The sequence below is a fragment of the Roseibium limicola genome (genome assembly GCF_017313085.1).
In the GTDB taxonomy this organism is placed as follows: Bacteria; Pseudomonadota; Alphaproteobacteria; order Rhizobiales; family Stappiaceae; genus Roseibium; species Roseibium limicola.
On sequence record NZ_JAFLNF010000003.1, the window covers coordinates 324,917 to 347,300 of the forward strand.

The 22,384-nt window shown below is 59.1% G+C and carries 17 protein-coding genes and 2 tRNA genes; 4 read left to right on the top strand and 15 right to left on the bottom strand.

Annotation, left to right across the window (positions count from 1 at the left end; all coding sequences use genetic code 11):
• Position 1: 1 nt before the first annotated feature.
• The 3 genes from J0X15_RS08715 to mnmD all read right to left on the bottom strand — a co-directional run bounded on the left by J0X15_RS08715 (position 2) and on the right by mnmD (position 4,149).
• On the bottom strand, positions 2–868 hold the full coding sequence (locus tag J0X15_RS08715) for an FAD binding domain-containing protein (protein WP_206939760.1): 867 nt from the start codon (positions 866–868) through the stop codon (positions 2–4).
• An 821-nt stretch (positions 869–1,689) separates the two neighbouring features.
• On the bottom strand, positions 1,690–3,042 hold the full coding sequence (locus J0X15_RS08720) for an MHYT domain-containing protein (RefSeq protein WP_206939762.1): 1,353 nt from the start codon (positions 3,040–3,042) through the stop codon (positions 1,690–1,692).
• Positions 3,043–3,408: 366 nt separating this feature from the next.
• Entirely contained in the window at positions 3,409–4,149 is a 741-nt protein-coding gene (gene mnmD / locus J0X15_RS08725) for a tRNA (5-methylaminomethyl-2-thiouridine)(34)-methyltransferase MnmD (protein ID WP_206939764.1), read from the bottom strand.
• A 155-nt stretch (positions 4,150–4,304) separates the two neighbouring features.
• Here mnmD and J0X15_RS08730 point away from each other — a divergent pair, with 155 nt between their 5' ends.
• Both J0X15_RS08730 and J0X15_RS08735 read left to right on the top strand, forming a co-directional pair.
• Complete coding sequence (locus tag J0X15_RS08730) at positions 4,305–5,447, top strand: NAD(P)/FAD-dependent oxidoreductase (protein WP_206939766.1); 1,143 nt, start codon at positions 4,305–4,307, stop codon at positions 5,445–5,447.
• 84 nt (positions 5,448–5,531) lie between these two features.
• The gene (locus J0X15_RS08735; protein WP_206939768.1) at positions 5,532–6,005 is read left to right on the top strand and encodes a YbaK/EbsC family protein; all 474 of its coding nucleotides are present in this window, start codon (positions 5,532–5,534) and stop codon (positions 6,003–6,005) included.
• A gap of 94 nt (positions 6,006–6,099) precedes the next feature.
• On the opposite strand, the gene J0X15_RS08740 is transcribed toward J0X15_RS08735, so the two are convergent.
• The 4 genes from J0X15_RS08740 to J0X15_RS08755 all read right to left on the bottom strand — a co-directional run bounded on the left by J0X15_RS08740 (position 6,100) and on the right by J0X15_RS08755 (position 9,606).
• Complete coding sequence (locus J0X15_RS08740; RefSeq protein WP_206939769.1) at positions 6,100–7,410, bottom strand: TRAP transporter large permease; 1,311 nt, start codon at positions 7,408–7,410, stop codon at positions 6,100–6,102.
• A gap of 1 nt (position 7,411) precedes the next feature.
• Positions 7,412–8,035 (bottom strand): TRAP transporter small permease subunit, encoded by a 624-nt coding sequence (locus J0X15_RS08745; protein WP_209015195.1) that lies wholly within the window; start codon positions 8,033–8,035, stop codon positions 7,412–7,414.
• 74 nt (positions 8,036–8,109) lie between these two features.
• The gene (locus J0X15_RS08750) at positions 8,110–9,129 is read right to left on the bottom strand and encodes a TRAP transporter substrate-binding protein (RefSeq protein WP_206939770.1); all 1,020 of its coding nucleotides are present in this window, start codon (positions 9,127–9,129) and stop codon (positions 8,110–8,112) included.
• A gap of 402 nt (positions 9,130–9,531) precedes the next feature.
• Positions 9,532–9,606, bottom strand: a tRNA-Gln gene (locus tag J0X15_RS08755).
• 424 nt (positions 9,607–10,030) lie between these two features.
• Here J0X15_RS08755 and J0X15_RS08760 point away from each other — a divergent pair.
• Both J0X15_RS08760 and J0X15_RS08765 read left to right on the top strand, forming a co-directional pair.
• Positions 10,031–10,107, top strand: a tRNA-Pro gene (locus tag J0X15_RS08760).
• Positions 10,108–10,250: 143 nt separating this feature from the next.
• The gene (locus tag J0X15_RS08765) at positions 10,251–11,093 is read left to right on the top strand and encodes a metallophosphoesterase family protein (protein ID WP_206939771.1); all 843 of its coding nucleotides are present in this window, start codon (positions 10,251–10,253) and stop codon (positions 11,091–11,093) included.
• A gap of 15 nt (positions 11,094–11,108) precedes the next feature.
• On the opposite strand, the gene J0X15_RS08770 is transcribed toward J0X15_RS08765, so the two are convergent.
• The 8 genes from J0X15_RS08770 to nirB all read right to left on the bottom strand — a co-directional run bounded on the left by J0X15_RS08770 (position 11,109) and on the right by nirB (position 22,366).
• Entirely contained in the window at positions 11,109–11,921 is an 813-nt protein-coding gene (locus J0X15_RS08770) for a 4'-phosphopantetheinyl transferase family protein (RefSeq protein ID WP_206939772.1), read from the bottom strand.
• A 57-nt stretch (positions 11,922–11,978) separates the two neighbouring features.
• Positions 11,979–13,433 (bottom strand): siroheme synthase CysG, encoded by a 1,455-nt coding sequence (cysG, locus tag J0X15_RS08775; RefSeq protein ID WP_206940203.1) that lies wholly within the window; start codon positions 13,431–13,433, stop codon positions 11,979–11,981.
• Between the two features lie 55 nt (positions 13,434–13,488).
• A complete protein-coding gene (locus J0X15_RS08780; RefSeq protein WP_206939773.1) occupies positions 13,489–16,185 on the bottom strand; it encodes a nitrate reductase in 2,697 nt (898 codons plus the stop codon).
• Between the two features lie 102 nt (positions 16,186–16,287).
• On the bottom strand, positions 16,288–16,731 hold the full coding sequence (gene cynS, locus J0X15_RS08785) for a cyanase (protein WP_206939774.1): 444 nt from the start codon (positions 16,729–16,731) through the stop codon (positions 16,288–16,290).
• Positions 16,732–16,774: 43 nt separating this feature from the next.
• Positions 16,775–18,538 carry a bifunctional protein-serine/threonine kinase/phosphatase gene (locus tag J0X15_RS08790; protein ID WP_206939775.1) on the bottom strand — a complete coding sequence of 588 codons (1,764 nt, stop codon included), beginning with the start codon at positions 18,536–18,538 and terminating at the stop codon, positions 16,775–16,777.
• Between the two features lie 80 nt (positions 18,539–18,618).
• Entirely contained in the window at positions 18,619–19,461 is an 843-nt protein-coding gene (locus tag J0X15_RS08795; protein WP_206939776.1) for a formate/nitrite transporter family protein, read from the bottom strand.
• A gap of 128 nt (positions 19,462–19,589) precedes the next feature.
• Positions 19,590–19,916: a nitrite reductase small subunit NirD gene (nirD, locus tag J0X15_RS08800; protein ID WP_206939778.1), complete on the bottom strand. Its 327-nt coding sequence runs from the start codon at positions 19,914–19,916 to the stop codon at positions 19,590–19,592.
• Positions 19,913–22,366: a nitrite reductase large subunit NirB gene (gene nirB / locus J0X15_RS08805; protein ID WP_206939780.1), complete on the bottom strand. Its 2,454-nt coding sequence runs from the start codon at positions 22,364–22,366 to the stop codon at positions 19,913–19,915. Before nirB ends, nirD begins: the two co-directional genes overlap by 4 nt.
• Between the last annotated feature and the right edge of the window lie 18 nt (positions 22,367–22,384).

The following is a 22,384-nucleotide window of genomic DNA, read 5'->3' on the forward strand; positions in this document are numbered from 1 at the left end:
CTTATCCTTGAGCCCGCTCAGCGGCGCGCTTGAGTGCTCTTTCCAGCATGACGCCGGCCATTTTGGTGCGGTATTCTGCCGGGCCGCGTCCGTCGGAGGCTGGCATGGTGATGGCTTCAGCCGCAGCGACCGCCTTCTTGACGGTCTCCCTGTCCAGCGTCGATCCGTCGAGAATGGATGCTGCCTCTTCGGCAAACAGCGGCGTGTCGCCAACATTTGTCAGTGCGATGGCACAACTGGAAACCGTGCCGCCTGACATCGTCAGCATCACAGCTGCTGCAGCAGTGGCGTAGTCACCGACCTTCCGTTTCAGCTTCTCATAGGCATAACCATGCCCTGGGGCCGGAACAGGAATTTTGACCGCGGTTAAAATTTCTTCAGGCGCAAGCGCGGTGAAGTAAGCCGCCTCATAAAAATCGCGAGATGACACTTCACGAGTACCGTCTGGTCCAGCCAGAACATAACTCGCGGAGAGGCACTGCATCAGCGCCGGCATGTCGTTGCCCGGATCACCGTTGGCAACGTTTCCGCCCAGCGTACCGACGTAGCGGATCTGCGGGTCTGCGATCAGCAGAGCCGTTTCTCTCAAGATCGGCAATTTATCGGTCAGAAGTGCAGACCCGATAACCTCGGCCTGGGTGGTCATCGCACCGATGGTGATGACATCCCCCTCCTGCGAAACACCCTTCAGATCCGCCACACCCGACAGATCGATCAGATGTTCCGGAGCTGCCATGCGCAACTTCATCATGGGGATCAGGCTGTGACCACCGGCCAGAGGCCGCGCCTCATCGCCATGATCCACCAGAAGCGCTATTGCTTCGGCAACCGACGCTGGCCGGTGATAAGTGAATTCGCCTGGAATCACGATACGTCCTCCCTCATAAACCCCTCGCCCGTTCTTTTTGAACTGCGACGTGAGGCAAACTCTTCCCTCGTGCATAGGCTGATGGCGGACCTACAAGCCCGGATCGCGCCGTACCCCTTGCATTGCATTCAGGCGTATGAAAACACCGCCTGAATCCGTCCTCGGCACCAAGATCCCTCTGCTGATCTCTGAGTACCGACTTGCGGCATCTCCTCCGATGCCTAGCCATTCCCGGAAACGTGGCTCACGCCCGCTCGTCGTTTGTCGCTCCGGAATGTAAGCTCTCCCTTGGTGACCCTCTCGTAAAACCCGAGAGGCCCCAAAAGATCGAGGCCAAAAACCGCTCTGCCGAAGATGCTGGGACGTATCGCGGCGCAGCGACAACGTGCCCTGCACCATCGGCGGCGCTTTCTCACGAAACACCAAAAACCTGCGGTTTTTTGCGAACCATCCTGCACGAACTGCGTAAGACTTGCTGTCGCTTTTCATGAAATGCGGCGCCTTGCACCAAGTGCGCTGAGCCTTCGCATCTGCAATACCGCGTCCCCAGGGCGCTCGACCCGCACGCTGCTCAATGGTTGCCTCCTGCAAGGGCAATCGACAGTCCGCTTCCCCCCGCGCAAGCAAAGCGCGTGGTGCCGGGAGACATACCCGATTGGTAGAGAGAAGCCTGAGGCGAGACCAAACCCCCGCCCAGCGGCAATCCTGCATCTGAAAGCACGACAGCAGCACGTCGGCGGACGCGACGAGCGCAAGAGCCATCACTTCACAGGGCTCACAGGCTCAGACAAATGCAACTGGAAGGGAGGATGCAGAAGCGCTCAGGCGCGGGAGGGCAGCCCTGCTCCGGCGGCTTCCGGAAGACGCGTAGGCTGCTCAGTATGGTGCCCAGAGCTGGTTGGCGACGCCATATTGCCCTGATCTTCACCGTCAAAGCGCGAGCGCACCTGCGCCCAACGACTGCGGCTGACTGGAACACAGACGGTCTCGCCTCGTGTTTCCTTCCGTGTGCCATCCGGATGACCGCTCGGCGCCAACAGCAGAACACCGCTATCGCCTTGGCGCCGTTGGCCCGTCACTCGGCTCAGGCGCACAATGTGGCTCCGGTGAACCCGCATGAATTCCGCCGCATCCAGTCGACGCTCTACCTCAGAGATCGACAAGGGGCAGAACAGGTGGCGCACACCGTCGAACACCTTGGTGTAATGCGCATCAGCCTGAACTGCATAAACATGCTCCACCGCCACGACGGCCTTCACTCCATCTCGCTCAATGGGAAGTCCCGATCTTTCAGCAATGCTGCTGCTAGAGACAACACGCCGAGGCATTGTCTGAGATGCAAAGGGTTCATGCTGATTGCTGAAAGTGCCGTCGGTCTGCAAGGGGTCGACATGACCTCGCATGGTCCAGGCTTGGGGCGTTCCACTAGCCCCAGGCACTTCAGGCCTTTCTGGTGAGCCATCAGCACTCTGTTGGGGGACCAGCGTCAGCAGAAACAGGCCTGACACAAGAAATGCCACGCAGGCAACAACAATCGCCAAGGTACCGGCAGAGAGCTCGGGGGCCAGAGACGGAGCGGGCATGGGGGAAAGCGCCGGACCAAGGCTCAATCCGGCCATGGCGATGTAATGCATCGCGGAGATTGCCAATGCTTGCACAGTCGCGGAGCGTACCAGCGGCGGCCGACGTCCGCCAAAGGAGAGCCACAGCGCCAGGCCAGCTGCATTAAACGCGACGAGAAAGCTGGCGATCACATAGACCGGATCATGCTGCATCGCGACTGCGCCATGCAGGGCGTACATGCCCAGGTAATGCATGGTGCAAATGCCCGCGCCCATTACCAGAGCCGACAGGGCAAGCCGCACGACGCTGAGCCGCCCCTGACTGGCGGCCATCACCGCAAGACCGACGACCAGAACGCAGACGAGGAAGGAGACAAGTGTGGGAAGCACCAGAAAGTTCACGGTAACAGGCAGGCGCGCGGCCAACATGCCCACGAAGTGCATTGACCAGATGCCGAGCGCCAGGGTCAAGGCGGAAGCAGCCAGCAACTTGCGGCGGTCCTCCAGGGCTGTGTCCCGCAGCCGCACGGCCAAGCTCAGCCCGACGAAGCTGCCTTGAAAAGCAACTACGAGCGACAGCATCACGAGCCAGGGCTCATGCGAGACGGTCATGGCGCTTCTCCTCCCTCAAGCCACCTGCCGATCGCAACCAGCCGCCTCACCGACCGGTCACAAATATCACGATAGCCCATTCCGCCCAGTTGACCAAGACACCAGCAAGCATTGCGAAAACACACAAGGCGCGCCTAAGCTGCAACCGGAAAATGGCGTTAAGGGATGGGAACGAATAGCCCCTAGATTTGTAGACGCCTTCTTCCCTAATTTTGAGACAAGGAGGCGATCCTTGATCTCTCAGGCCTTACGCCTTTGACCGGCCGAGAGGTTCCACTGTCCGAGCAAACAGCCGAAGACGGCGATGGTGACGACTAAAAATACCGGTTCGGTCGGCTGTTGATTGCGCGGGCGAATGGTTGTTCGTCAATCGGGCTTCCGTCCGATGACCATTTCGCGTTTACCGGAGAACCCCTTGGTCTTTTCAATGGTGAAACCGGCGGCCGAGAGGTTGCGGCGGACCCACCCGGCTGCTGTGTAGGTGGCCAGTGTGCCGCCTGGCGTGGTCAATGAACACACCTGCTGCAACAGATCCAATTGCCAGAGTTCAGGATTTCTCGACGGCGCAAAGCCATCCAGGTACCAGGCGTCGACGGAGGCTGACGGCGCTGACTGTGCCCCACTGAGTTCGGCGCCCGCATGTTGCATCAGCTGGCGCGCATCGCCGATCCCCAACAGCAGTTCGTGACCGGCGATCTGCCAGCGGTTCCATCCCGGGCTCGGCTGCCAGTTTGCGAGCAGCTGCGTGCTCAACTCAGACAGCTGAGGCCAGACCGCCAGGGCCTTGGCAAGCTGGTCCAGGCTCAGGGGGTAAAGCTCGAACGACAGAAAGGTTAGCTTCGGCGCTGTCTGCTGCTCTGACAAGGTGAGGAGCGTGGTGAGGAAGTTCAGGCCCGTGCCAAAGCCCAATTCCCCAATCGTGAAGCGATCCTGGCCGACCCAGCGGTCCGGCAGCCGATTGCCGTCCAAAAAGACATGCCGGGTTTCCTCCAGCCCACCATCCATGGAGAAATAGGTATCCTGAAACTGTGGCGAACGCGGCACGTCGCCTTCGAGCCACTCCAGCTGTGGACTCTCGTTTGGCTTGTCACAGGTCTCACTCACCATCTGCCGGCACCTTGCACCATGAACCCGTTAGAGGATATGTCGGCAGGAGAGGCCGCCGACGCCTTGTCGGTTTTAGCCTGCCCTCGTAAAAAGCCAACCTCAGATTTCCTCTTCGCCGCCTCTGCCTGTCCTTCTCCCTTGCCCCGGTTCATGTGATGTCCACCGCACCGCACTCCCCTTTCGATCTTGCCGTTGCCGGCGGAGGAATCTTCGGCCTCAACATCGCCTATCGTGCCATCCAAGCTGGCATGCGCGTCGTGGTGCTGGAGGCCGACCATGTCGGTGCCGGCGCGTCGGGCGGACTTCTGGGCGCCTTGATGCCGCATATGCCTGCCCGCTGGAACCCGAAAAAGCAGTTTCAATTCGACGCACTGTCGTCGTTACCGGCGCATGTGCAAGAACTTGAAGCCACAACCGGTATGTCAGCGGGATATCGCGCCTGCGGCCGCATTCTGCCGATTGTCAGTGAAGACAGACTGGCGCATCACCATGAGCGGGCGGAAGAAGCTTTGGAGCGCTGGAAGCCGCAAGACACCGGCTTTTCCTATCGAGTGGAACCACACGGGGCCTATGCGGACTGGCTCTCCCCCTCTGCCGCCCCCCATGGGCTGGTCCACGAAACTCTGGCGGCACGGGTTGCGCCGCGCGACTACCTGGCTGCGCTGGCCCATGCGATCCGCGCCCAAAACAGCCTTCTGGAGGGTGTCCGATTGGATGCCTATGACGAGGTTACAGGCAAACTGGACGCCTCCGGCCATACCGGTGCGCTTTATGCTCGTAACCTCGTTCTGGCGACCGGCTATGAAATCTTTCCCCAGATCGCAGCACTGACGGGCCCGATGATTGGCCGCGGTGAAAAGGGCCAGGCAGTGCTGCTGGAAGGTCACGGGCTGGAAGAGCGTCCGGCCATCTATTGCGACGGCCTGTATGTCGTCCCGCATGACAATGGCACTGTGGCTGTCGGCTCCACGTCCGAACGCCACGACGAGACCCGTCACGTTGATGCTGAGATGACCGATGAACTCCTGCGCCGTGCCGTTGCCTTCTGCCCTGCGCTGGCAGGACGTGCGGTGCTGGAACGCTGGGCTGGCGTGCGTCCGCGCTGCAACAAACGAGATCCTTTGGTCGGCAGGCTTCCCGGACAACAGCGGACTTATATCGCGGCGGGAGGCTTCAAGATATCCTTCGGAATAGCCCATCTGTTGGCCGATGCGCTCATCGCGGAGTTGACCGATACCCCTGCCCGCTTCAGCCTGCCGGAGACTTTTAGGCCCGGACATCATTTTCCCGGGCTCTGAACAGACGCCTTGACCTGACTGCTAGGAGCCCGCAGTCAGGTCCGTTATTTCGCTTCGTTTTCTCCCAATAGCCAAGGATGTCCCATGAGCCTGGAAAGTGTACGCGCCCAATTGAGCAAGGCCGCCCCTGATCTGATCATCCTGACGACCGAAGACAGCAGCGCCACAGTCAGCGAAGCAGCTCAGGCGCACGGCGTTGCGCAGGCACAAATTGCCAAGACGCTCTCCTTTCGGGTGAAAGATGAAGTCTGCCTGCTGGTGGCACGGGGAGATGCCAGGCTGGACAACAAGAAAGCCAAGGCCGCCTTTGGTGGCAAGGTGAAAATGCTGGGCCTTGAAGAGGTCGAGGAGGTCACCGGGCACCCGGTTGGCGGCGTGTGCCCGTTTGGACTGGCACGTCCGCTGAAAATCTATTGTGACGTGAGCCTGCAAGCATTCGACGAAGTCATACCGGCGGCCGGCGCAATCAATGCGGCCTTGCGCATTTCTCCGTTGCAGATGGCAGAGATCACCAGCGCGACCTGGGTCGATGTCTGTCAGGAACCGGCATCCGCCTGAAGTCCGTCGAAACTTACCCTCACTCCAGCGAAAACAAAAAAAGCCCCGGAGCCTGATAAAGGCCTCGGGGCTTGTTGTTGGAACCTGCCGTTCGCTACAGCGCCCAGATTGCCAGGGGCGGGTAGAACAGCAGCAGTGCCAGCACGATCAACTGCAACCCAATGAAGGGCAGCAGAGCCTTGTAGATCTGGCCGAGTGTAATGTCGCGCGGCGCCACGCTCTTCAGATAGAAGGCAGCGGGTCCGAACGGCGGCGTCAGATAGGAAACCTGCATGTTGACCGCAAACAGGATGCCGAACCAGATCGGGTCGTAGCCCAGCTTGATCACGATCGGCACGAAGATCGGCAAAGTCAGCAAGGCTATGCCGATCCAGTCGAGGAACATGCCAAGGACGATCAGGATCAGCATCATCACCATGATAACAACGACCGGCGCTGCGTCCAGACCGAGAATGGTCGAGGACACGAAACGGTTGCCGCCCATCAGGTTGTAGACACCGACCAAAACCGCCGCCGCGATGCCGATCCAAATGATCATGCCGCAGGTTTCCAGCGTATGGACAAGGCTTTCCTGCATCATCTTCAGGTTCAGCTCACGCCGCAGCAGCGACAGAACCAGCACCGAGGACACACCAAGCGCCGCAGCTTCCGTGACCGAGGCCACACCGCCATAGATCGAGCCGAGCACCACGAAGATGATCAGGAATGGCTGGATCAGTGCCTTGATGGCACCGCCAAGCGATTCCTTTGCCCGATCCTCTGCCGACATGGGAGGGCCCATTTCCGGATTGCGGAGGCAACGGAAGAGCACATAGGCAACATAGATCGCCAGCAGCAGCAGCGCTGGCGTAATGGCCGCCACAAACAGATCGGCAATCGAAACGCCGGCAACCAGACCGTAGATGATCAAGACGATCGATGGCGGCATCATGGTTCCGAGCGAACCGCCCGCACAGACCACGCCAATCGACAGGCTCTTGTCGTAACCAAGGCGCAGCATTTGTGGCAGGGCCAGAATGCCAAGCAGGACGATCTCTCCGCCAATTACGCCAGACATGGCCGCCATCAGGATGGCAACGATCAGGGTTTGCACCGCCACTCCGCCGGGAAGGCGCCCGGCGAGGATCCGCATTCCGTTGAACAGATCCTTGGCGATGCCCGATCGGTCGAGAAGGGCTGCCATGAAGACGAACATCGGAATGGCGACGAGGGAATATTCTGTGATGAAGCCGAAGATACGCGACGTCACCAGCGGCAAGGCCATTTCGCCGAACCAGCCGTAGGTGAAGGCAAGTGCCACCAGGCCAGTCACCCAGGCCAGAGGCTGGCCGGTGATCAGCAGAGCAAAGATGGCGCCCACCAGAACATAGGTGCCGTATTCAATACCGAGAGAACTGAGATCCATATCAGCGCGCCCCCTGTCTGGCCGGGGTGTCCGATGGCTTGCGGCGCAGTGCCTCAAGCAGATGCAGGAACGACTGGACGAACATCATACAGACGCAGAAGAAAATAATAATCTTCAAGAGCGCGGGCGTCGGGGGATTCCAGGCTGTGCCCGTTCCTTCAAAATGGATAGCGCCGGTGGGCGTGTGCGTAGCTTTCCACATCAAGGTCCAGCCCGCATGACCCAGGCCAGCGAAGAACACCATGGCGATGAGAGAGTTGATCACGTCCAACCAGCGCCGCGCCTTCTCCGACACGGCATCATATAGCACGCGCACACGGATGTGCTTGTCACGGGACAAGGCAATCGGACCACCGATCAGGAAGACAGCGGCAATCAGGAATGTTGTGGATTCATGTGCCCAATACGTTGGACTGTCGAAGACGTAGCGAGAGATGACTTCATACACGCTGACGAAGAATGCCAGGAAAATCGCCCAGGCGAACACCTTGGAACTCATCGCAATGGCAGCGTCGAGACGTGAACGGATTGCGCCGCCTTCACCAAGGTCTTCCTGAGCCTTACCCATTCCCTTTTGCACTTCAAGGCCTTGGTCTTCCGCCTGAAGCCTTTCATTATCCGGCATGCATATCCTCCCTAAGCGCCGAACGCCCGACAGGTGTCTGCCGGGCGCTTGAGGTTTTTATGTCCTGTCTCAAGTCAGAGCAGGTTGCGGCCTTTCAGATAGGCCACCACGGCGTCGTAGTAGCGCTGGGTCATTTCAGTTTTTCCAGCCCAGTTTTCCCACTCAGCCTGAGCGATGCGACGGAACTTGGCGCGCTCATCACCCGACCAGTTGATGATTTCGATTTCCGGGTTTTCCTTCGCCTGGCTCACGGCTTCGGCATCGAGCTGACGCACGGAGTAAACGTGCTGGAAAATGAAGACATCGACAGATGCATTCAGGATCGACTTCAGATCCTCTGGCAGCCCGTCCCAGATTTCCTTGTTCATCGAGATGTCGATCAACGGCAGGGAATGGAAGCCCGGATACAGCGGGTAATGGGCAATGTCGTTCATGCCCTGCTTCTGGTTGGCAGCAAAGACTGTGTAGTCAGCAGCATCCACCACGCCCTTGTCGAGGGCTGTGAAAACTTCGGAACCCGGCAGAGCAACCGGTGCGGCACCGGCCTTCTGGAAGATCTCGTAGACCATGCCTTCCGGTGCGCGCAGCTTGACGCCCTTCAGGTCGTCGACTGAACGGATCGGCACGGAGGCAACGAAAGCCTCTGGCTCAGTTGCAGCAGCTCCGAGGAAATGAACGCCGTAAGGCTCAACCAATTCAGAGTAGAGTTCCTGACCGCCACCGGACTGCATGAACCCAAGCAATTCGAAGGGATCGGACCATGCGCCAACGAGGTTGCCCATCATCGCAAATGCCGGGTCTTTCCCTGCAAAGTAGCTCGGATCCGTCAGGTGACCCTGAAGAATTCCAGCCCCGACAGCTTCCAGCGTGTCGGTGTGCGGAACAACTGCGCCGATTGGCAGGATCTCGATTTCGATCCGGCCACCGGACATTTCGCCGACTGTATCAGCCCACTTTTGCTTGTTGATGAAGCCAGGCTCACCAGCCGTTTCGGACGTCTGGAACGTCCAGTTGTAGTCAGCGGCCTGCGCAGCAGCGGACATGGCAATGACGGAGACCGTCACAGCGACGGTCTTCATAAAGGATTTGAACATGAGGGTTTCCTCCCGAGAAACAAAATTTAAGGAACCTTGAGGAGCGCTCCTCATCCTAAAAACGCTCACTCGTCCCTGCCAAGAATGGAACATCCCTGACCGAAAGTTGCAAGAGCTAATACAGAGTCGATAAATGGCTTGAGACACCTGCGGCACAAACGACAAGGGTTTGACGGCCCTGCATTTTTCCGAAACCCACAGCCGGGATCAACAGGCGCAAACCCCTTTCAGTGCCACCTGAGGTTTTAACCGTTTGCCAGCAGAAACCAGAGCAAGAAGGCAGAAAGGCCAGAGCACGTTAGTCACGGCAGAGCGTTTGCCGGCCCTTAAAATGACAGCGGCCATGAAACGAGCTTCAGTTGGAGACCCATACTCAATTTTACGGAAATATATTTGGAAAAGTGGCTGGGGTGGCAGGATTCGAACCTGCGCATGCCGGTACCAAAAACCAGTGCCTTACCGCTTGGCTACACCCCAGTATCGCATTTGTCAGCGGTGATGTTTGACAGTGCGTCTGTGAGAAGGGTGTATATCCAAACCCTTGAGCAAGTTCAAGAGAAAGACAGCCCCCCGATTGCTGGTGTTCGAGCAGTTTTCCCCAGAGGACTTCTCGTGGTGCAAGTTTTCCACGTCGTTCCCAGAGATCCAGGATGTTCTGTGACCAGTGAATTCAGCCTCCGTCGACCGCCATGCGGCCCATCCTCACAGGCGCTAGCGACTTGAAAAACGACGGTACTTGGGCCTCCGCATAGAGTGGCTTCATAGCCGGTGAAACTTTCCACAGTGGCTGGAGAAATTCGCTTGCGGCACCGAAAACGCGATGCTAATAGAGCGCCACATCAGCAGCGGGCCTCGCCCGCGTTGTTCCCGACAAGCCTTTTAGAGCTTGAGAATACAGTGTCGGAGTGTAGCGCAGCCTGGTAGCGCACCTCGTTCGGGACGAGGGGGTCGGAGGTTCGAATCCTCTCACTCCGACCATTCTTCTTTTCTCCCATGCAAGTCTTCGACTTGATCCATGATTGTGGTAATGCGCATACCTGTGCGTTCAATTGCCTAGAATTTCGCTTTACCGTTCCTGCGTGCCTCTGGTCTGGCGGACAAATATCAGCTATCGGGCGGGCATGCGTCTTCATGCCATCAGCGACCTCCATCTGTCTGCCGACAACAATCGGCAAGCTGTCCTCGATCTCCCGGATTTCGGGCCCGACTGGTTGATCGTTGCCGGTGATGTGGCAGAGCGCTTCAAGGATATTCGTTTCGGCATCGAAGAACTGGCAAAGCGGTTTGCCAAAGTGCTCTGGGTTCCCGGCAATCACGAACTCTGGTCAATCCGCCGCAAGAATACCCCACCGCCCTTGCGCGGCGTGGAGCGCTACAAGGCGCTTGTCGATCTGGTACGTGACGCTGGTGGCCTGACGCCAGAAGATCCATTTGCAGTCTGGGGAGGTCAAAGCCACGACGCGGAGCCCTCTCCCATTGTTCTGGCCCCGCTGTTTCTGCTTTACGACTACAGCTTCCGGCCCGCGCATGTCGCTCAGGAAGATGTGGTTCGATGGGCGCGGGAGCACCGAACGGCTTGCGGCGATCAGTTTTATCTCAAGCCTGACCCGCATGAGAGCCGCGAGGCCTGGTGTGCGGAGCGGCTGAAACTCACTGAAAAGCGATTGAGTGACGCCTTGGCAAGTCTGCCGGAAGGGGCACGCACGGTGCTGATCAATCATTACCCCTTGCGAGAAGAGCTGATCCGCCTGCCCCGGGCGCCGCGCCTCACCCCGTGGTGCGGAACCCGTGCGACCCACGACTGGCATACGCGTTTCAATGCACTGGCGGCCATCTACGGCCATCTGCACACGCGTCGAACCGACCACCGGGACGGCACCCGCTTTGAGGAAGTATCGCTTGGCTATCCACAGCAGTGGGATCAATCCCGCGGGCTCGCCGCTTATCTGCGTCGTATCCTTTAACTACGCACAGCGCAGTTAGACGCCAAGCATGACCTGGCGAACACCCACAGCAATCGGCTCCTCCCCCCGGCTGACGGCGACACCGAGAATGTGATTGTCGGTGAGGCGTAGCTGCGCAAACTGCCAGCTGCAATCCGGATCTATTGCGCCATCGAAGTACACCTGTGGAGATTTGTCTTCGGAACCAAGCTGGAAGGAAATCCGCTTCAGGGGCTGCGCCAACCCCTTGCCGATTGCTTTGACGTAGGCCTCTTTCAAGGTCCAGAACTGCAGAAACACAGGTAGCCGGTCGCGTTCTTTTTCCGCAAAAATCGCCGCGCATTCTGCGTCGCTGAAGACACGTTTCGCCACCAGCTCCATGCTTGGTGAGCGGTCCAGGCGCTCGACGTCCACGCCGATGTCGCGTCTCATGCTCAGGCCCGCAGCAACCAGGCCATTGGTGTGTGAGAGGTTCAAACGCAATCGCGCCGCCCCAGGGGCACAAATGACCTCCGGTTTGCCACGCTCGCCAATCTCAAAGCGAAAGAACCGCGGGTCCTCTCCGGTCGCCCGACTGAGCATCAACCGCCCCAGCGCATGGGCTGCGATATAACTGAACCGGGCGCCATCCTGCTGAAACCTGGAGGAACGCTCCAGCTCGTCCTCAGAGAGAAGATCTTCCAGTCTCTGCCAAGCCGTCGCGCTAGCATCATCCGCGAGGGGGGAAGGAAGCGGTGCGAGCCACACGCGCACCTCCTGCGGGCTCAGCGGCTGCACAGCAGTGGACGTCGTTCCCGATGACGGGCTCAGATCGAGTATGTCAGTTTCAGCAGGGGCAAAGCTCATCATGGCCCCAGCCTATAGCAGTTGGTCGCCTGTTGGCGTACCCCTCTTGTTGGCAGTCGACTAGCCGAGAGCCTTGGCTGTCACGCAACCGTCTTCCCCGGCGTGATTGTGCCGATCTGACCTTGCAGCAAGCCCGACAAACACCTCGCCCACCCCGATCAACACCGGATCGCCGGTGCCCAAAGGGTCAATTTCACTCATCCCTGCTTCCAGATCGGCCAGACATCCGGCCCATCGGCGTTCCCCTTGCCGACCAATGCCAGACATGACCACAACAGGTGTAGACGCGGACCGTCCATCTTCGATCAAGCGTGCCGAAATCCGCCCGGCCATGCGCCCGCCCATATAAAAAATTACAGTCGTGGCCGGATCGGTCAGTCCGGTCCAGTCAACCGTTTCCGGCAGGTCGCCATGACGCGAGTGTCCGGTCACGAAGCGCACAGACTGAGCATGATCGCGATGGGTCAGCGAGACACCAAGCGTTGCCGCCATTGCTGCGGCAGACGTCACCCCCGATACAACGGAAACCGGAATGCTCTCGTCGCGCAACCGCTGGATTTCCTCGCCGGCGCGACCGAAGATCATCGGGTCACCGGATTTGAGACGTACGACGTTCTTGCCCTTTCGGGCGAGATCCACCATCAGGTCGTTGATATCCTCCTGCCGACAACTTTCACGGCCTCCGCGCTTGCCAACGAGCATGCGCTTGGCTTCGCGCCGTGCCAACTCCAGCACGTCGTCGGCTACCAGATCATCAAACAGGATCACATCGGCACCTTGAAGAGCTCGCACAGCCTTGATTGTCAGATCGTCGGCGCTGCCTGGTCCGGCTCCGACAAGGGTGACGCTGCCCTGGCGCGCACCTTGAGCCAGCGCAGTACGCTCCACCAGGTCAGATGCATCTTGACTGCCATCCAAAGCTTCCCGCCCGGAAAAGGCCCAGTCGGTAAACCGCTCCCAGAAGACCCGACGCTGCGGACCGGGGGCAAGCTTCTCCAGAACCACCTGCCTCACGTCACCGGCCAACTTGGCCCAGCCCGCCAGCTTTTGCGGCAACAGGGTCTCAATGCGGCGCCGGATCGCCTGACCGAGGATCGGTGCCACGCCATTTGTCGAAATACCGATCACCACCGGTGAGCGATTGACGATGGAACCGAACTGGAACTCGCAAAACGGCGGATTGTCGATCACATTGACGGGAACCCCGGCAGCACGAGAGGCACAAAAGAAGGCTTTCGCCTCGCCATTGTTCTCGGCGTCACAAATCGCCAAAGCGCGTGTTGCAAACACGTCCAGCCCCCAGGGGCGCTGATGATGGACGAACCGTCCCGACGGGCTTCCCGCCTCAATCAGGCCGCTGAACACCGGATCCAGAGTATCGGCATAGATATGCACCTCGGCACCGCTGGCCGCCAGAAGCTCGGCCTTCCAGGCGGCAGCATCGCTGCCTCCCGCCACCAGCACCTGTTTGTTTTTAAGAGAGAAAAAGACAGGCAGAACACTAAGAGCTCCCATCCGCTCTCGCCGCCTTGGCGAGGTCACGGCAGCTTGGTCGGAAGTCCGAACGATTTCAACCGGCTTGCGCGATGTCGGCATGATCCACCTCCTTCTCCTGCAGGCCTGCAATCAGGCTGCAAATTTCCGAACGGCATGAGCCGCAATTGGTGCCCGCCTTCAGGGTCGCACCGATAGCATCGAGCGTTCCTGCACCGGTAGAGACAGCCCTGGCGATGTCATTTGCCCCGACCTGGAAGCAGGAGCAAACAATTGCGCCGGGATCCGGCCGGTCGGCGGCGGGGCGCCCGGCAAGAATGCCCAGGCGATCCTTCGCAGTGTCCGCAGGTTGCTGCAGCAAGCCCACCGCCCACTGACGGGACACGGCCACAGGCGCCGGTGCCAGAAAGACCGCACCCTGCAACGCGCTGCCTTGCCAAAGGGCATAGCGCCCGGCGTAAACATCCCGGTCCTCGACGGCCATCAGACCGTTTTCCACATCAACATCACCGATTTGCAAAAGCCCCTGTGCAAGATCTCGTGGCGACTGCTCGCCCTCGCCTGCGAATTCCAGTCGCCAGCCGCCCGGAGCCGGTGCCAGCGCCCAATAGGAAAAGTCCAATGTGATCGGCTTATGCTTCAAAATCGCAAATCCGTGCCAAGAAAACGCCGCCTTTTTCAGCGCCACCGGCGTGAATTTGGAACCCGGCTGGCCGGAGATCGGGTCCACTTCAGGTGCAACGACGGCATCCACCCGTCCCTTGGCGGCGAACTGATCGGTCCAATGCATCGGCACGAACACATTTCCGGGTTGAGCACGATCGCTGACCAGCGCCCGAACGATCACCTTGCCGTAGGGGCTTTCCACCTGAACCAGATCAGCCGGCTGGATCCCCAATGCTTCCGCATCATCAGGATGAAGTTCGGCATAGGGCTCACCAATATGCGACATCAGCCGCGAGGTCTTTGCCGTCCGCGTCATCGTGTGCCACTGATCGCGGATCCGGCCCGTGTTGAGTACGAAGGGATAGCGCCGCTCCAACCTCGGTGCTGCGCGTGACGTCACGGCAATAAAGCGCGCCCGACCGTCCGGCGTGAAGAAGCCGCCATCGGCGAAGAACCGGCTGTCGCCTTCGTCCAGCGCGGAAGCACGCGGCCACTGGAACGGCAACATGCGGTTATAGGCGGCTTCTGAAACAAGCGAGTAAGCGCCGATGTCGAAGTCGCGCGTACCGTTGTTGCCTGTCGCGGACAATTGGGCGAATTCAGCAAATATTTCGGAAGGACCAGCATAATCAAACCCGCTGGCATGGCCCATGCGCTTGGCCACTTCCGCCAACGCCCACCAATCCGGGCGTGTCTCGCCGGGCAGCGGCAGGAAGCTCTTCTGGCGTGACATGCGGCGCTCGGAGTTGGTCACCATGCCGTCTTTTTCGCCCCAGGCAGCAGCAGGCAAAGCCACATCGGCATAGGCCAGAGTGTCGACGGCAGTAGACACCTCAGACACGACAACGAAGGGGCAGATCCTCAATGCCTCGGCAACACCATCGGCATCCGGCAGGCTGTCCACTGGATTGGTGCCCATAATCCAGATCGCCTTGATGCGGCCATCGCGCACGGCCCGGAACATCTCGACAGCTTTCAAGCCTGGCTTCTCGGCCATCGCCGGGCTTTGCCAGAACGTTTGAACCAACTGACGATGATCGGCGTTTCCAAGCTCCATATGAGCGGCCAGCATATTGGCCAAACCACCGACCTCACGCCCGCCCATGGCATTGGGCTGACCGGTGACCGAAAACGGCCCGGCTCCCGGCTTGCCGATCCGGCCCGTCGCCAGATGTGTGTTCAGGATCGCATTGACCTTGTCAGTGCCGACCACCGACTGATTGACACCCTGACTGTAGACCGTGATCGTCTTGGGCGTGCGCGCGACCATCGAATAAAACAGCGCGACGTCTTGCGGAGCCAGGCCAGTGGCTGCCGCGATTGTCTTGATGTCGCAAGCTCCGGCTTTTTCCAGCGCCTCTTCAAAACCCGATGTGTGCAGGCCGACATATCTTTCATCAATGGCGGAGCATTCGTTCAAGAATGCCAGAAGCCCGTTGAACAGCGCCACATCGGTATCGGGTTTGAGCTTCAGGTGCAGATCCGCCTGCTCGCACGTCGCAGTGCGCCGCGGATCGATCACGACCAGACGCATCTGGGGCCGTGCGCGTTTTGCGGCCTCAATGCGTTGAAAAAGCACAGGGTGACACCAAGCCAAATTCGACCCGACCAGTACAATCAGATCCGCCTGCTCCAGGTCTTCGTAGGTACCGGGCACCGTGTCCGAGCCGAAGGCACGCCGATGCCCGGCAACAGAGGACGCCATGCAAAGGCGCGAATTGGTGTCTATGTTTGCAGAACCAATGAAGCCCTTCATCAGCTTGTTGGCAACGTAATAGTCCTCAGTGAGGATCTGGCCCGACACATAGAACGCCACACTATCCGGACCGTGTTCTGCAATGCTTGCCCGAAACCGCTCAGCCACCAGATCCAGCGCCTGATCCCAGCTTGCCTGCTTGCCATCGACTTGAGGAACCAGAAGACGATCGTCCAGAGACAGGGTTTCGGCCAGGGCGGAGCCTTTGGAACAGAGCCGCCCGAAATTGGCCGGATGATCCGGGTCCCCCTTGACCGACACGCTGCCATCCGGCTCCTGCATGGCCAGCACGCCGCATCCGACGCCGCAATAGGGGCAGGTCGTGCAGGTTGTTTCTGGGGTTCCGGTCATGGCGGTTCCTTCAAGATCTGCTGGCTTCAGCTTGCAAAACAACGTTTTGCCGAAACGAATAGAGATGTGCGGTGAACGATGGAGGTCCGTGCAGTTCGCCTCTTACCAGGCGTTATAGGCGAGGAACTTTCCGCTCATCTTGATTTCGATGCGGTCGCCCTTTTCGTAGGGCACCTTTTCGACCGACATGTCGAAATCAATCGCACTCATGATGCCGTCACCGCCCTTTTCCTGGATCAGTTCCTTCAACGACTGACCGTAAACGCCCATGATTTCGTAGAAACGGTAGATGCACGGATCTGTCGGAATGGCTTGCGCGAAGATCTTGTTCGGAAACTCCGCCAAGACGATTGCCGCTTCCTGCGGCAGACCGAGATTGCTTGTCAGGGCTTCGGCCTTGTCCTTGGGCAGGGAGTTCATGCCAAGGCACGCGGAGGTGACGAAGACCTCGCTCATGCCGATGTCGGCAGCAATGGTCGCCCAGCTCAAGCCGGCGGTGCGCTTCTTCTCGTAGATCAGGTCAGTCACATCGCTTTTACTCAACATTCCAAACATCTCCTTTGGTCGAAACAGGACTTGTGAACAGGCTTCAGCCGACAGACAGCCGGTAGAGAAGTGCTATGATGGCAAGGCTCAGGCACAAGCTAACTCCCTGCCAGAAGCGGACCGGATCCCGAGCAATAAACGCTGCAGGCCTGACACCCGGAAGTGTCGGGTTGGGGCGCGACAGGTCGGCCAGGAATTCTGAAGGCTCTGCATAGCGCCAGAACGGCTCGAGATGCACCGCCTTGCGCAGCGCCGCATCAATCCAAACCGGCACGCGGCTGGTGCCGCCGCTGGCCGGGCGATAGCTGACTTTGCGTTGTGCCGCGGGACTTGCGGCGCGCGCCATATCGGCGCCATACGGTAAGGATCCGGTCAACATCTGATAGGCAATGACGCCCAACGCGTAGGTGTCAAAGGTTGGCTCAGCCAGAGACCCGAGCAGGCCTTCCGGTGCAGTATATTGATGTGTGGAAAGCCCCACACCGGACACGGGTACCTCGGCACCTGTGCCGAGAATGCGGGTCGAACCAAAGTCGATAATCACCGCCCTGCCCTCACGGGTCACCAGCACATTGTCAGGACGGAGGTCCTGATGCACCATCTGGTGCCGGTGCATGGCCTGCAGGCCTTTGGAGATGTCACTCAGGAGGCCGAACACCACGGCCATCTCAGGTTGCGGATTGGCCGCCATCCACGCCGTCAGGGTCTTGGCCTCGATCAACTCGAATGTCGTGTAGAGCATTTTTCGGGCGCGGTCCGGCGTGCAGGCAGCCTTCATGAGATGCGGATTATCAAGCCGCCGGGCCACCCATTCCTCCGTCAGAAAAGACTGCAGAAACGCGCTATCGTTTGACACCGAGCCTGCAGGAACTTTCAAGGCGACGAGAGCTCCGGTCTGCAGGTCTTCGGCCTTGAACAAGCGGCTGCGGTCGGAAACATGTAACGTTTCCAACAGGCGCCAGCCGTCGAGTTCCTTTCCAGGCTGGGGGTCTACGGGAACGGCAAGCTTTTCGGCCAGAGCGCCGAGATCATCGGCTTCCGCATCGGGCAAATCATCAACACGCAGGATCTGCAGGGTAAGATTGTCGTTGGCGCCCTCACGAATGGCCTGGGAAATCGCCTTTTGGGCCAACGCGTCGAGGTCATCCGAGAGAGGGACTTCAGCCATCAGGCCGGCGAGCACATCGGAGGCAAACGTGTTGCTTGGAAAGCCGAGTTCCAGCTGCTCCGCCATGCCGTCAGTCACCAACAGATAGATGTCACCGATAGCGAGACTGATGGAGCAATAATCGATCTTCACTGCCGGCGTAATACCCAGCGCCCGGCTCAAGACACTTTCGTTGCCGCCCAGATGCGAGCGATGATCCTCAGTTACCTGCGTCAGACCGCCGTCCGACAGCCGGTAGAGACGCCCATCGCCAATATGCAGCACGTGAGCGCTGCGGCCTTTGAAGATCAACGCCGTAAAAGTGGAGACGTAACCGCGATCATGATCGTAGCGGCCCTCGCTTACGCGGGTTTGTCCGTAAAGCCAGGCGTTTGTGGCAGACACCACCCGCTCGCCGGAGTGTTTGACGCTCCAGCCTTCCGGCGTGGCGTAATAGTCGCTCAAAAAGCTTTTGACCGCCGTTTCAGCTGCCTCACGCCCATGCATGCTGGTTGAAATTCCATCTGCCACGACAGCGGCAATGCCCTTCGTCTTCAACAGACTTCCATCGGGTACGAGGGCGCCATGGAAATCCTGATTGGATTCCTTGGCTCCCTTGTCCGAATGCTGGCCGATTGAAATGCGCAGGGCGCCTGCCATGGAAGTTCCTGTCTGGAAGCGAATTGGACGTTTCTGGAAAAAGACGCCCGAAACACATGGCTCCGGGCGTCAAGTGGAGCTTATTCAGCTGGAACGTATGCCCCGCTCTGGCCCGGAGCGTTGCGCTTCGGGGAAGTCTTGTAGTGGGTGGCGTAGATCATGCCGCCGACAAACGTCAGGCCACCGACCAGATTGCCAAGCACAACCGGAATCTCGTTGTAGGCAAAGTAGTCGACCCAGGTGAACTGGCCGCCGAGCATGATACCGCTCGGGAACAGGAACATGTTGACGATGGAGTGCTCGAAACCAAGGTAGAAGAACACGATGATCGGCATCCACATCGCCATGATCTTGCCGGAGACAGAGCTGGACATCATCGCAGCGACCACACCGGTAGAGACCATCCAGTTACACATCACCGCACGGATGAAGACCGTCAGCATGCCTGCGCCACCGGCTGCAGCGTATCCGAGAGTACGTGCTTCCCCGATCTGGCCGATTTTCTGCCCCACGGCGTTCGGCTCCTGACTGAAGCCCATGGTAAAAATGATCGCCATGAAGACGGCCGTGGTCAGAGCGCCGGCAAAATTGCCGCAGAAGACCAGCCCCCAGTTGCGTAGAACGCCGTTCCAGGTACAGCCCGGGCGCTTGGCGATAACGGCCAAAGGCGCCAGCGTGAACACGCCGGTCAGCAGGTCGAAGCCCAACAGATAGAGCATGCAAAAGCCGACTGGGAAAAGCAGAGAGGCAACGAGAAAGTTGCCGGTGTTGACCGCAATAGTTACGGCGAAGGCTGCGGCGAGAGCCAGAATGGCACCTGCCATGAAAGCTCTGATGAGCGTGTCCTTGGTGGACATGAAGATCTTGGATTCGCCTGCATCAATCATTTTTGCAGCGAATTCCTGAGGCGCTACGTACGACATATCATTCCCCTCTTGAAGTTGTCCGGCAGATTGCCAAAACAGTCATCTCTCGCGCCCTTTCCGGGTCGTTTCCTCCCTAGACTCCTGACCTTGCCGGGGTTGACCCCGATCAGCAGGTGTCCAGTCACTCAGCGCAGGCCGAGAAGAACCGTGTCACCCTCCAGTTTCACCGGGAATTGTCTCACTCTGCCCTCATCTGCTCCCTGCGCCTCGCCTGTTTCCAGGCTGATGACCCAATTGTGGAGCGGACAGGTGACGCAGCCGTCGTGCACGATGCCCTGGCTGAGCGGCCCGCTGCGGTGAGGGCACTTGTCCTCCAGCGCATGGACGTGATCATCAGCAGTGCGGAAGATCGCGACGGTCATCTCCCCCATTTTCACGCAGCGTGCTCCCTGACGAGGAATGTCGGTGATGGAGCCAACAGCGGCCCAGTCCTGCATGGCAATAACGTTCATTCCGCAGCCTCCTGAGGTAGGGTCGCCAGGGGGTTGAACTCGTGCTTGTCCTTACCGGAGACGCGCTCCGACCACGGATCCACCTGGGCGAATTTCTGAGAGAAAACAAATCGGTCGAAATAGGCGTTGCGCTTTTCCGCGTCATCCATGATCTGACGGCGGATTTCATCGAGACCAATGCGCTTCGCCCATTTGTAAATCCGCTCCAGGTAATAGCCCTGTTCGCGGTACATCTGAGACAGAGCCACCACGTAAACGAGAGCATCTTCCTCTGTACGGACAGTGCCCAGCACTTCGGTGCCCTTGATGTCCAGGCCAGCAGCTCCGGCAAAATGGATCTCGTAGCCACTGTCAACGCAGATGATGCCAATGTCCTTGCAGGTCGCTTCTGCGCAATTGCGGGGACAACCCGAGACGGCCAGCTTGAGCTTCGCAGGGGTCCAGGACCCCCACATGAATTTCTCAAGCTTGATGCCCAGACCGGTGGAATCCTGCGTGCCGAAGCGGCACCAATCGGTGCCGACACAGGTTTTCACTGTGCGCAGGCCCTTGGCATAGGCTTGTCCGGAGACGAACCCGGCCTTGCCGAGATCAGCCCAAACGGCAGGCAAGTCTTCCTTCTTGATGCCGAGCATGTCGATGCGCTGACCACCGGTGCATTTCACTGCCGGAATGTCGAACTTGTCGACCACATCGGCGATCGCCCGAAGCTCTTTCGACGAGGTCATGCCACCCCACATCCGCGGGACAACCGAGTAGGTGCCGTCCTTCTGAATGTTGGCGTGAACACGCTCGTTGATGAAGCGTGACTGGTAGTCATCGGCATATTCATCCGGCCAATCAGAGACCAGATAATAGTTCAGGGCCGGACGGCACTTGGCACAGCCCTGGGATGTGGTCCATTCCAGCTGCTGCATCACTTCCGGAATGGTCTTGAGTTCCTTGGCCTTGATCAAGCGCCGGACGTCGCCGTGACCCAGTTCCGTGCAGCCACACATCGGCTGGACTGCGGCAGGGTTGTAGGCATCCCCGAGAGTTGAGGCGAGCAGCTGCTCGACCAGACCTGTACAGGTTCCGCAGGACGCGGAAGCCTTTGTATGCGCACGAACTCCATCCAAGCCTGTCAGTCCCTTGGACGTGATGGCGTTGACAATGGTGCCCTTGCAAATGCCGTTGCAGCCGCAGATTTCTGCATCATCCGGCAAGGCTGCAACGGCCGCCGTAGGGTCCAGGGGGGCGCCCCCCTGATATGCCTGGCCAAAAATAAGGGTCTCACGCATCTCCGCGATGTCGGTCCCCTTCTTGAGCATATCGAAGAACCACGGACCATCGGATGTCTCGCCGTAGAGAACCGCGCCGATGATCTTGTTGTCCTTCAGGACCAGCCGCTTGTAGACGCCCGAAGATGCGTCACGCAGAACGATCTCTTCGCGGTCATCAGCCTCGGCGAAGTCGCCGGCGGAGTAGAGGTCGACGCCCGTCACCTTCAGTTTGGTGGCCGTGACTGATCCCTTGTATTCGGCCGTGCCCTCAAGAAGGTTATCGGCGATGACCTTGGCCATCTCGTAAAGCGGTGCGACGAGGCCGTAGCACATGCCGCCATGCTCAACGCACTCACCCAGCGCAAAGACGTCCGGGTCTGACGTGCGCATGTCGTCGCCAACCAGAATGCCCCGGTTGACGTCCAGGCCGGCGATCTTGGCAAGATCCCCGGAAGGTCGGATGCCGACCGCCATGACGATGATCGAGGCATCGATAACTGATCCGTCGTCGAGTTTGATGCCGGCGACCTTGCCGGTACCATCATCCAGGATCTCGTGGCTGTTGGCCTTGGTGCGGACATCAATTCCACGCCGCTTGAACTCTGCCTCAAGCAGATACCCCGCTGCGGGATCAAGCTGACGCTCCATCAGGGTCGGCATAAGGTGAAGGACGGTGACGTCCATGCCCTGCATCTTGAGGCCGGCTGCAGCTTCAAGACCGAGCAGGCCGCCACCGATCACCACAGCCCGGCCCCCGTTTTCGGCAGCGACGAGCATCTTGTCCACGTCATCCAGATCGCGGTAGGTCAGAACACCATCGAGATCCTTGCCCGGAAGCGGAATAATGAAAGGATTGGAACCGGTCGCAATGACCAGTTTGTCATAGGCGGCAGTGATCCCGCTTTCCGACGTGACAGTCTTCGCTGTTCGATCGATCTCGCTGATGCGGGCCGACTTGTGCAGTGTCACCCGATTGGTCGCGTACCAATCTTCGTCATGGGTGATGATGTCCTCATAGGTCTTCTCGCCAGAGAGAACCGGCGACAACATGAGGCGGTTGTAGTTCACCCTCGGTTCGGCGTTGAAAATCGTAACGTCATAGGCGTCTGGATTGGACTCGAACAGATGCTCCAGCATCCGTCCCGGCGCCATGCCGTTGCCCACCACAACCAATCTTTGCTTGGTCATATTGATCCTCTCCCTCTT

What these genes read in the sequence shown, in the direction of transcription:
- J0X15_RS08770 (WP_206939772.1), bottom strand. Translation starts at nt 11,921, where the DNA reads ATGATGAGCTTTGCCCCTGCTGAAACTGACATACTCGATCTGAGCCCG.
- J0X15_RS08765 (WP_206939771.1), top strand. Translation starts at nt 10,251, where the DNA reads ATGCGTCTTCATGCCATCAGCGACCTCCATCTGTCTGCCGACAACAAT.
- nirB (WP_206939780.1), bottom strand. Translation starts at nt 22,366, where the DNA reads ATGACCAAGCAAAGATTGGTTGTGGTGGGCAACGGCATGGCGCCGGGA.
- nirD (WP_206939778.1), bottom strand. Translation starts at nt 19,916, where the DNA reads ATGAACGTTATTGCCATGCAGGACTGGGCCGCTGTTGGCTCCATCACC.
- cynS (WP_206939774.1), bottom strand. Translation starts at nt 16,731, where the DNA reads ATGTTGAGTAAAAGCGATGTGACTGACCTGATCTACGAGAAGAAGCGC.
- J0X15_RS08795 (WP_206939776.1), bottom strand. Translation starts at nt 19,461, where the DNA reads ATGTCGTACGTAGCGCCTCAGGAATTCGCTGCAAAAATGATTGATGCA.
- J0X15_RS08730 (WP_206939766.1), top strand. Translation starts at nt 4,305, where the DNA reads ATGTCCACCGCACCGCACTCCCCTTTCGATCTTGCCGTTGCCGGCGGA.
- J0X15_RS08735 (WP_206939768.1), top strand. Translation starts at nt 5,532, where the DNA reads ATGAGCCTGGAAAGTGTACGCGCCCAATTGAGCAAGGCCGCCCCTGAT.
- cysG (WP_206940203.1), bottom strand. Translation starts at nt 13,433, where the DNA reads ATGGGAGCTCTTAGTGTTCTGCCTGTCTTTTTCTCTCTTAAAAACAAA.
- J0X15_RS08740 (WP_206939769.1), bottom strand. Translation starts at nt 7,410, where the DNA reads ATGGATCTCAGTTCTCTCGGTATTGAATACGGCACCTATGTTCTGGTG.
- J0X15_RS08780 (WP_206939773.1), bottom strand. Translation starts at nt 16,185, where the DNA reads ATGACCGGAACCCCAGAAACAACCTGCACGACCTGCCCCTATTGCGGC.
- mnmD (WP_206939764.1), bottom strand. Translation starts at nt 4,149, where the DNA reads ATGGTGAGTGAGACCTGTGACAAGCCAAACGAGAGTCCACAGCTGGAG.
- J0X15_RS08750 (WP_206939770.1), bottom strand. Translation starts at nt 9,129, where the DNA reads ATGTTCAAATCCTTTATGAAGACCGTCGCTGTGACGGTCTCCGTCATT.
- J0X15_RS08745 (WP_209015195.1), bottom strand. Translation starts at nt 8,035, where the DNA reads ATGCCGGATAATGAAAGGCTTCAGGCGGAAGACCAAGGCCTTGAAGTG.
- J0X15_RS08720 (WP_206939762.1), bottom strand. Translation starts at nt 3,042, where the DNA reads ATGACCGTCTCGCATGAGCCCTGGCTCGTGATGCTGTCGCTCGTAGTT.
- J0X15_RS08790 (WP_206939775.1), bottom strand. Translation starts at nt 18,538, where the DNA reads ATGGCAGGCGCCCTGCGCATTTCAATCGGCCAGCATTCGGACAAGGGA.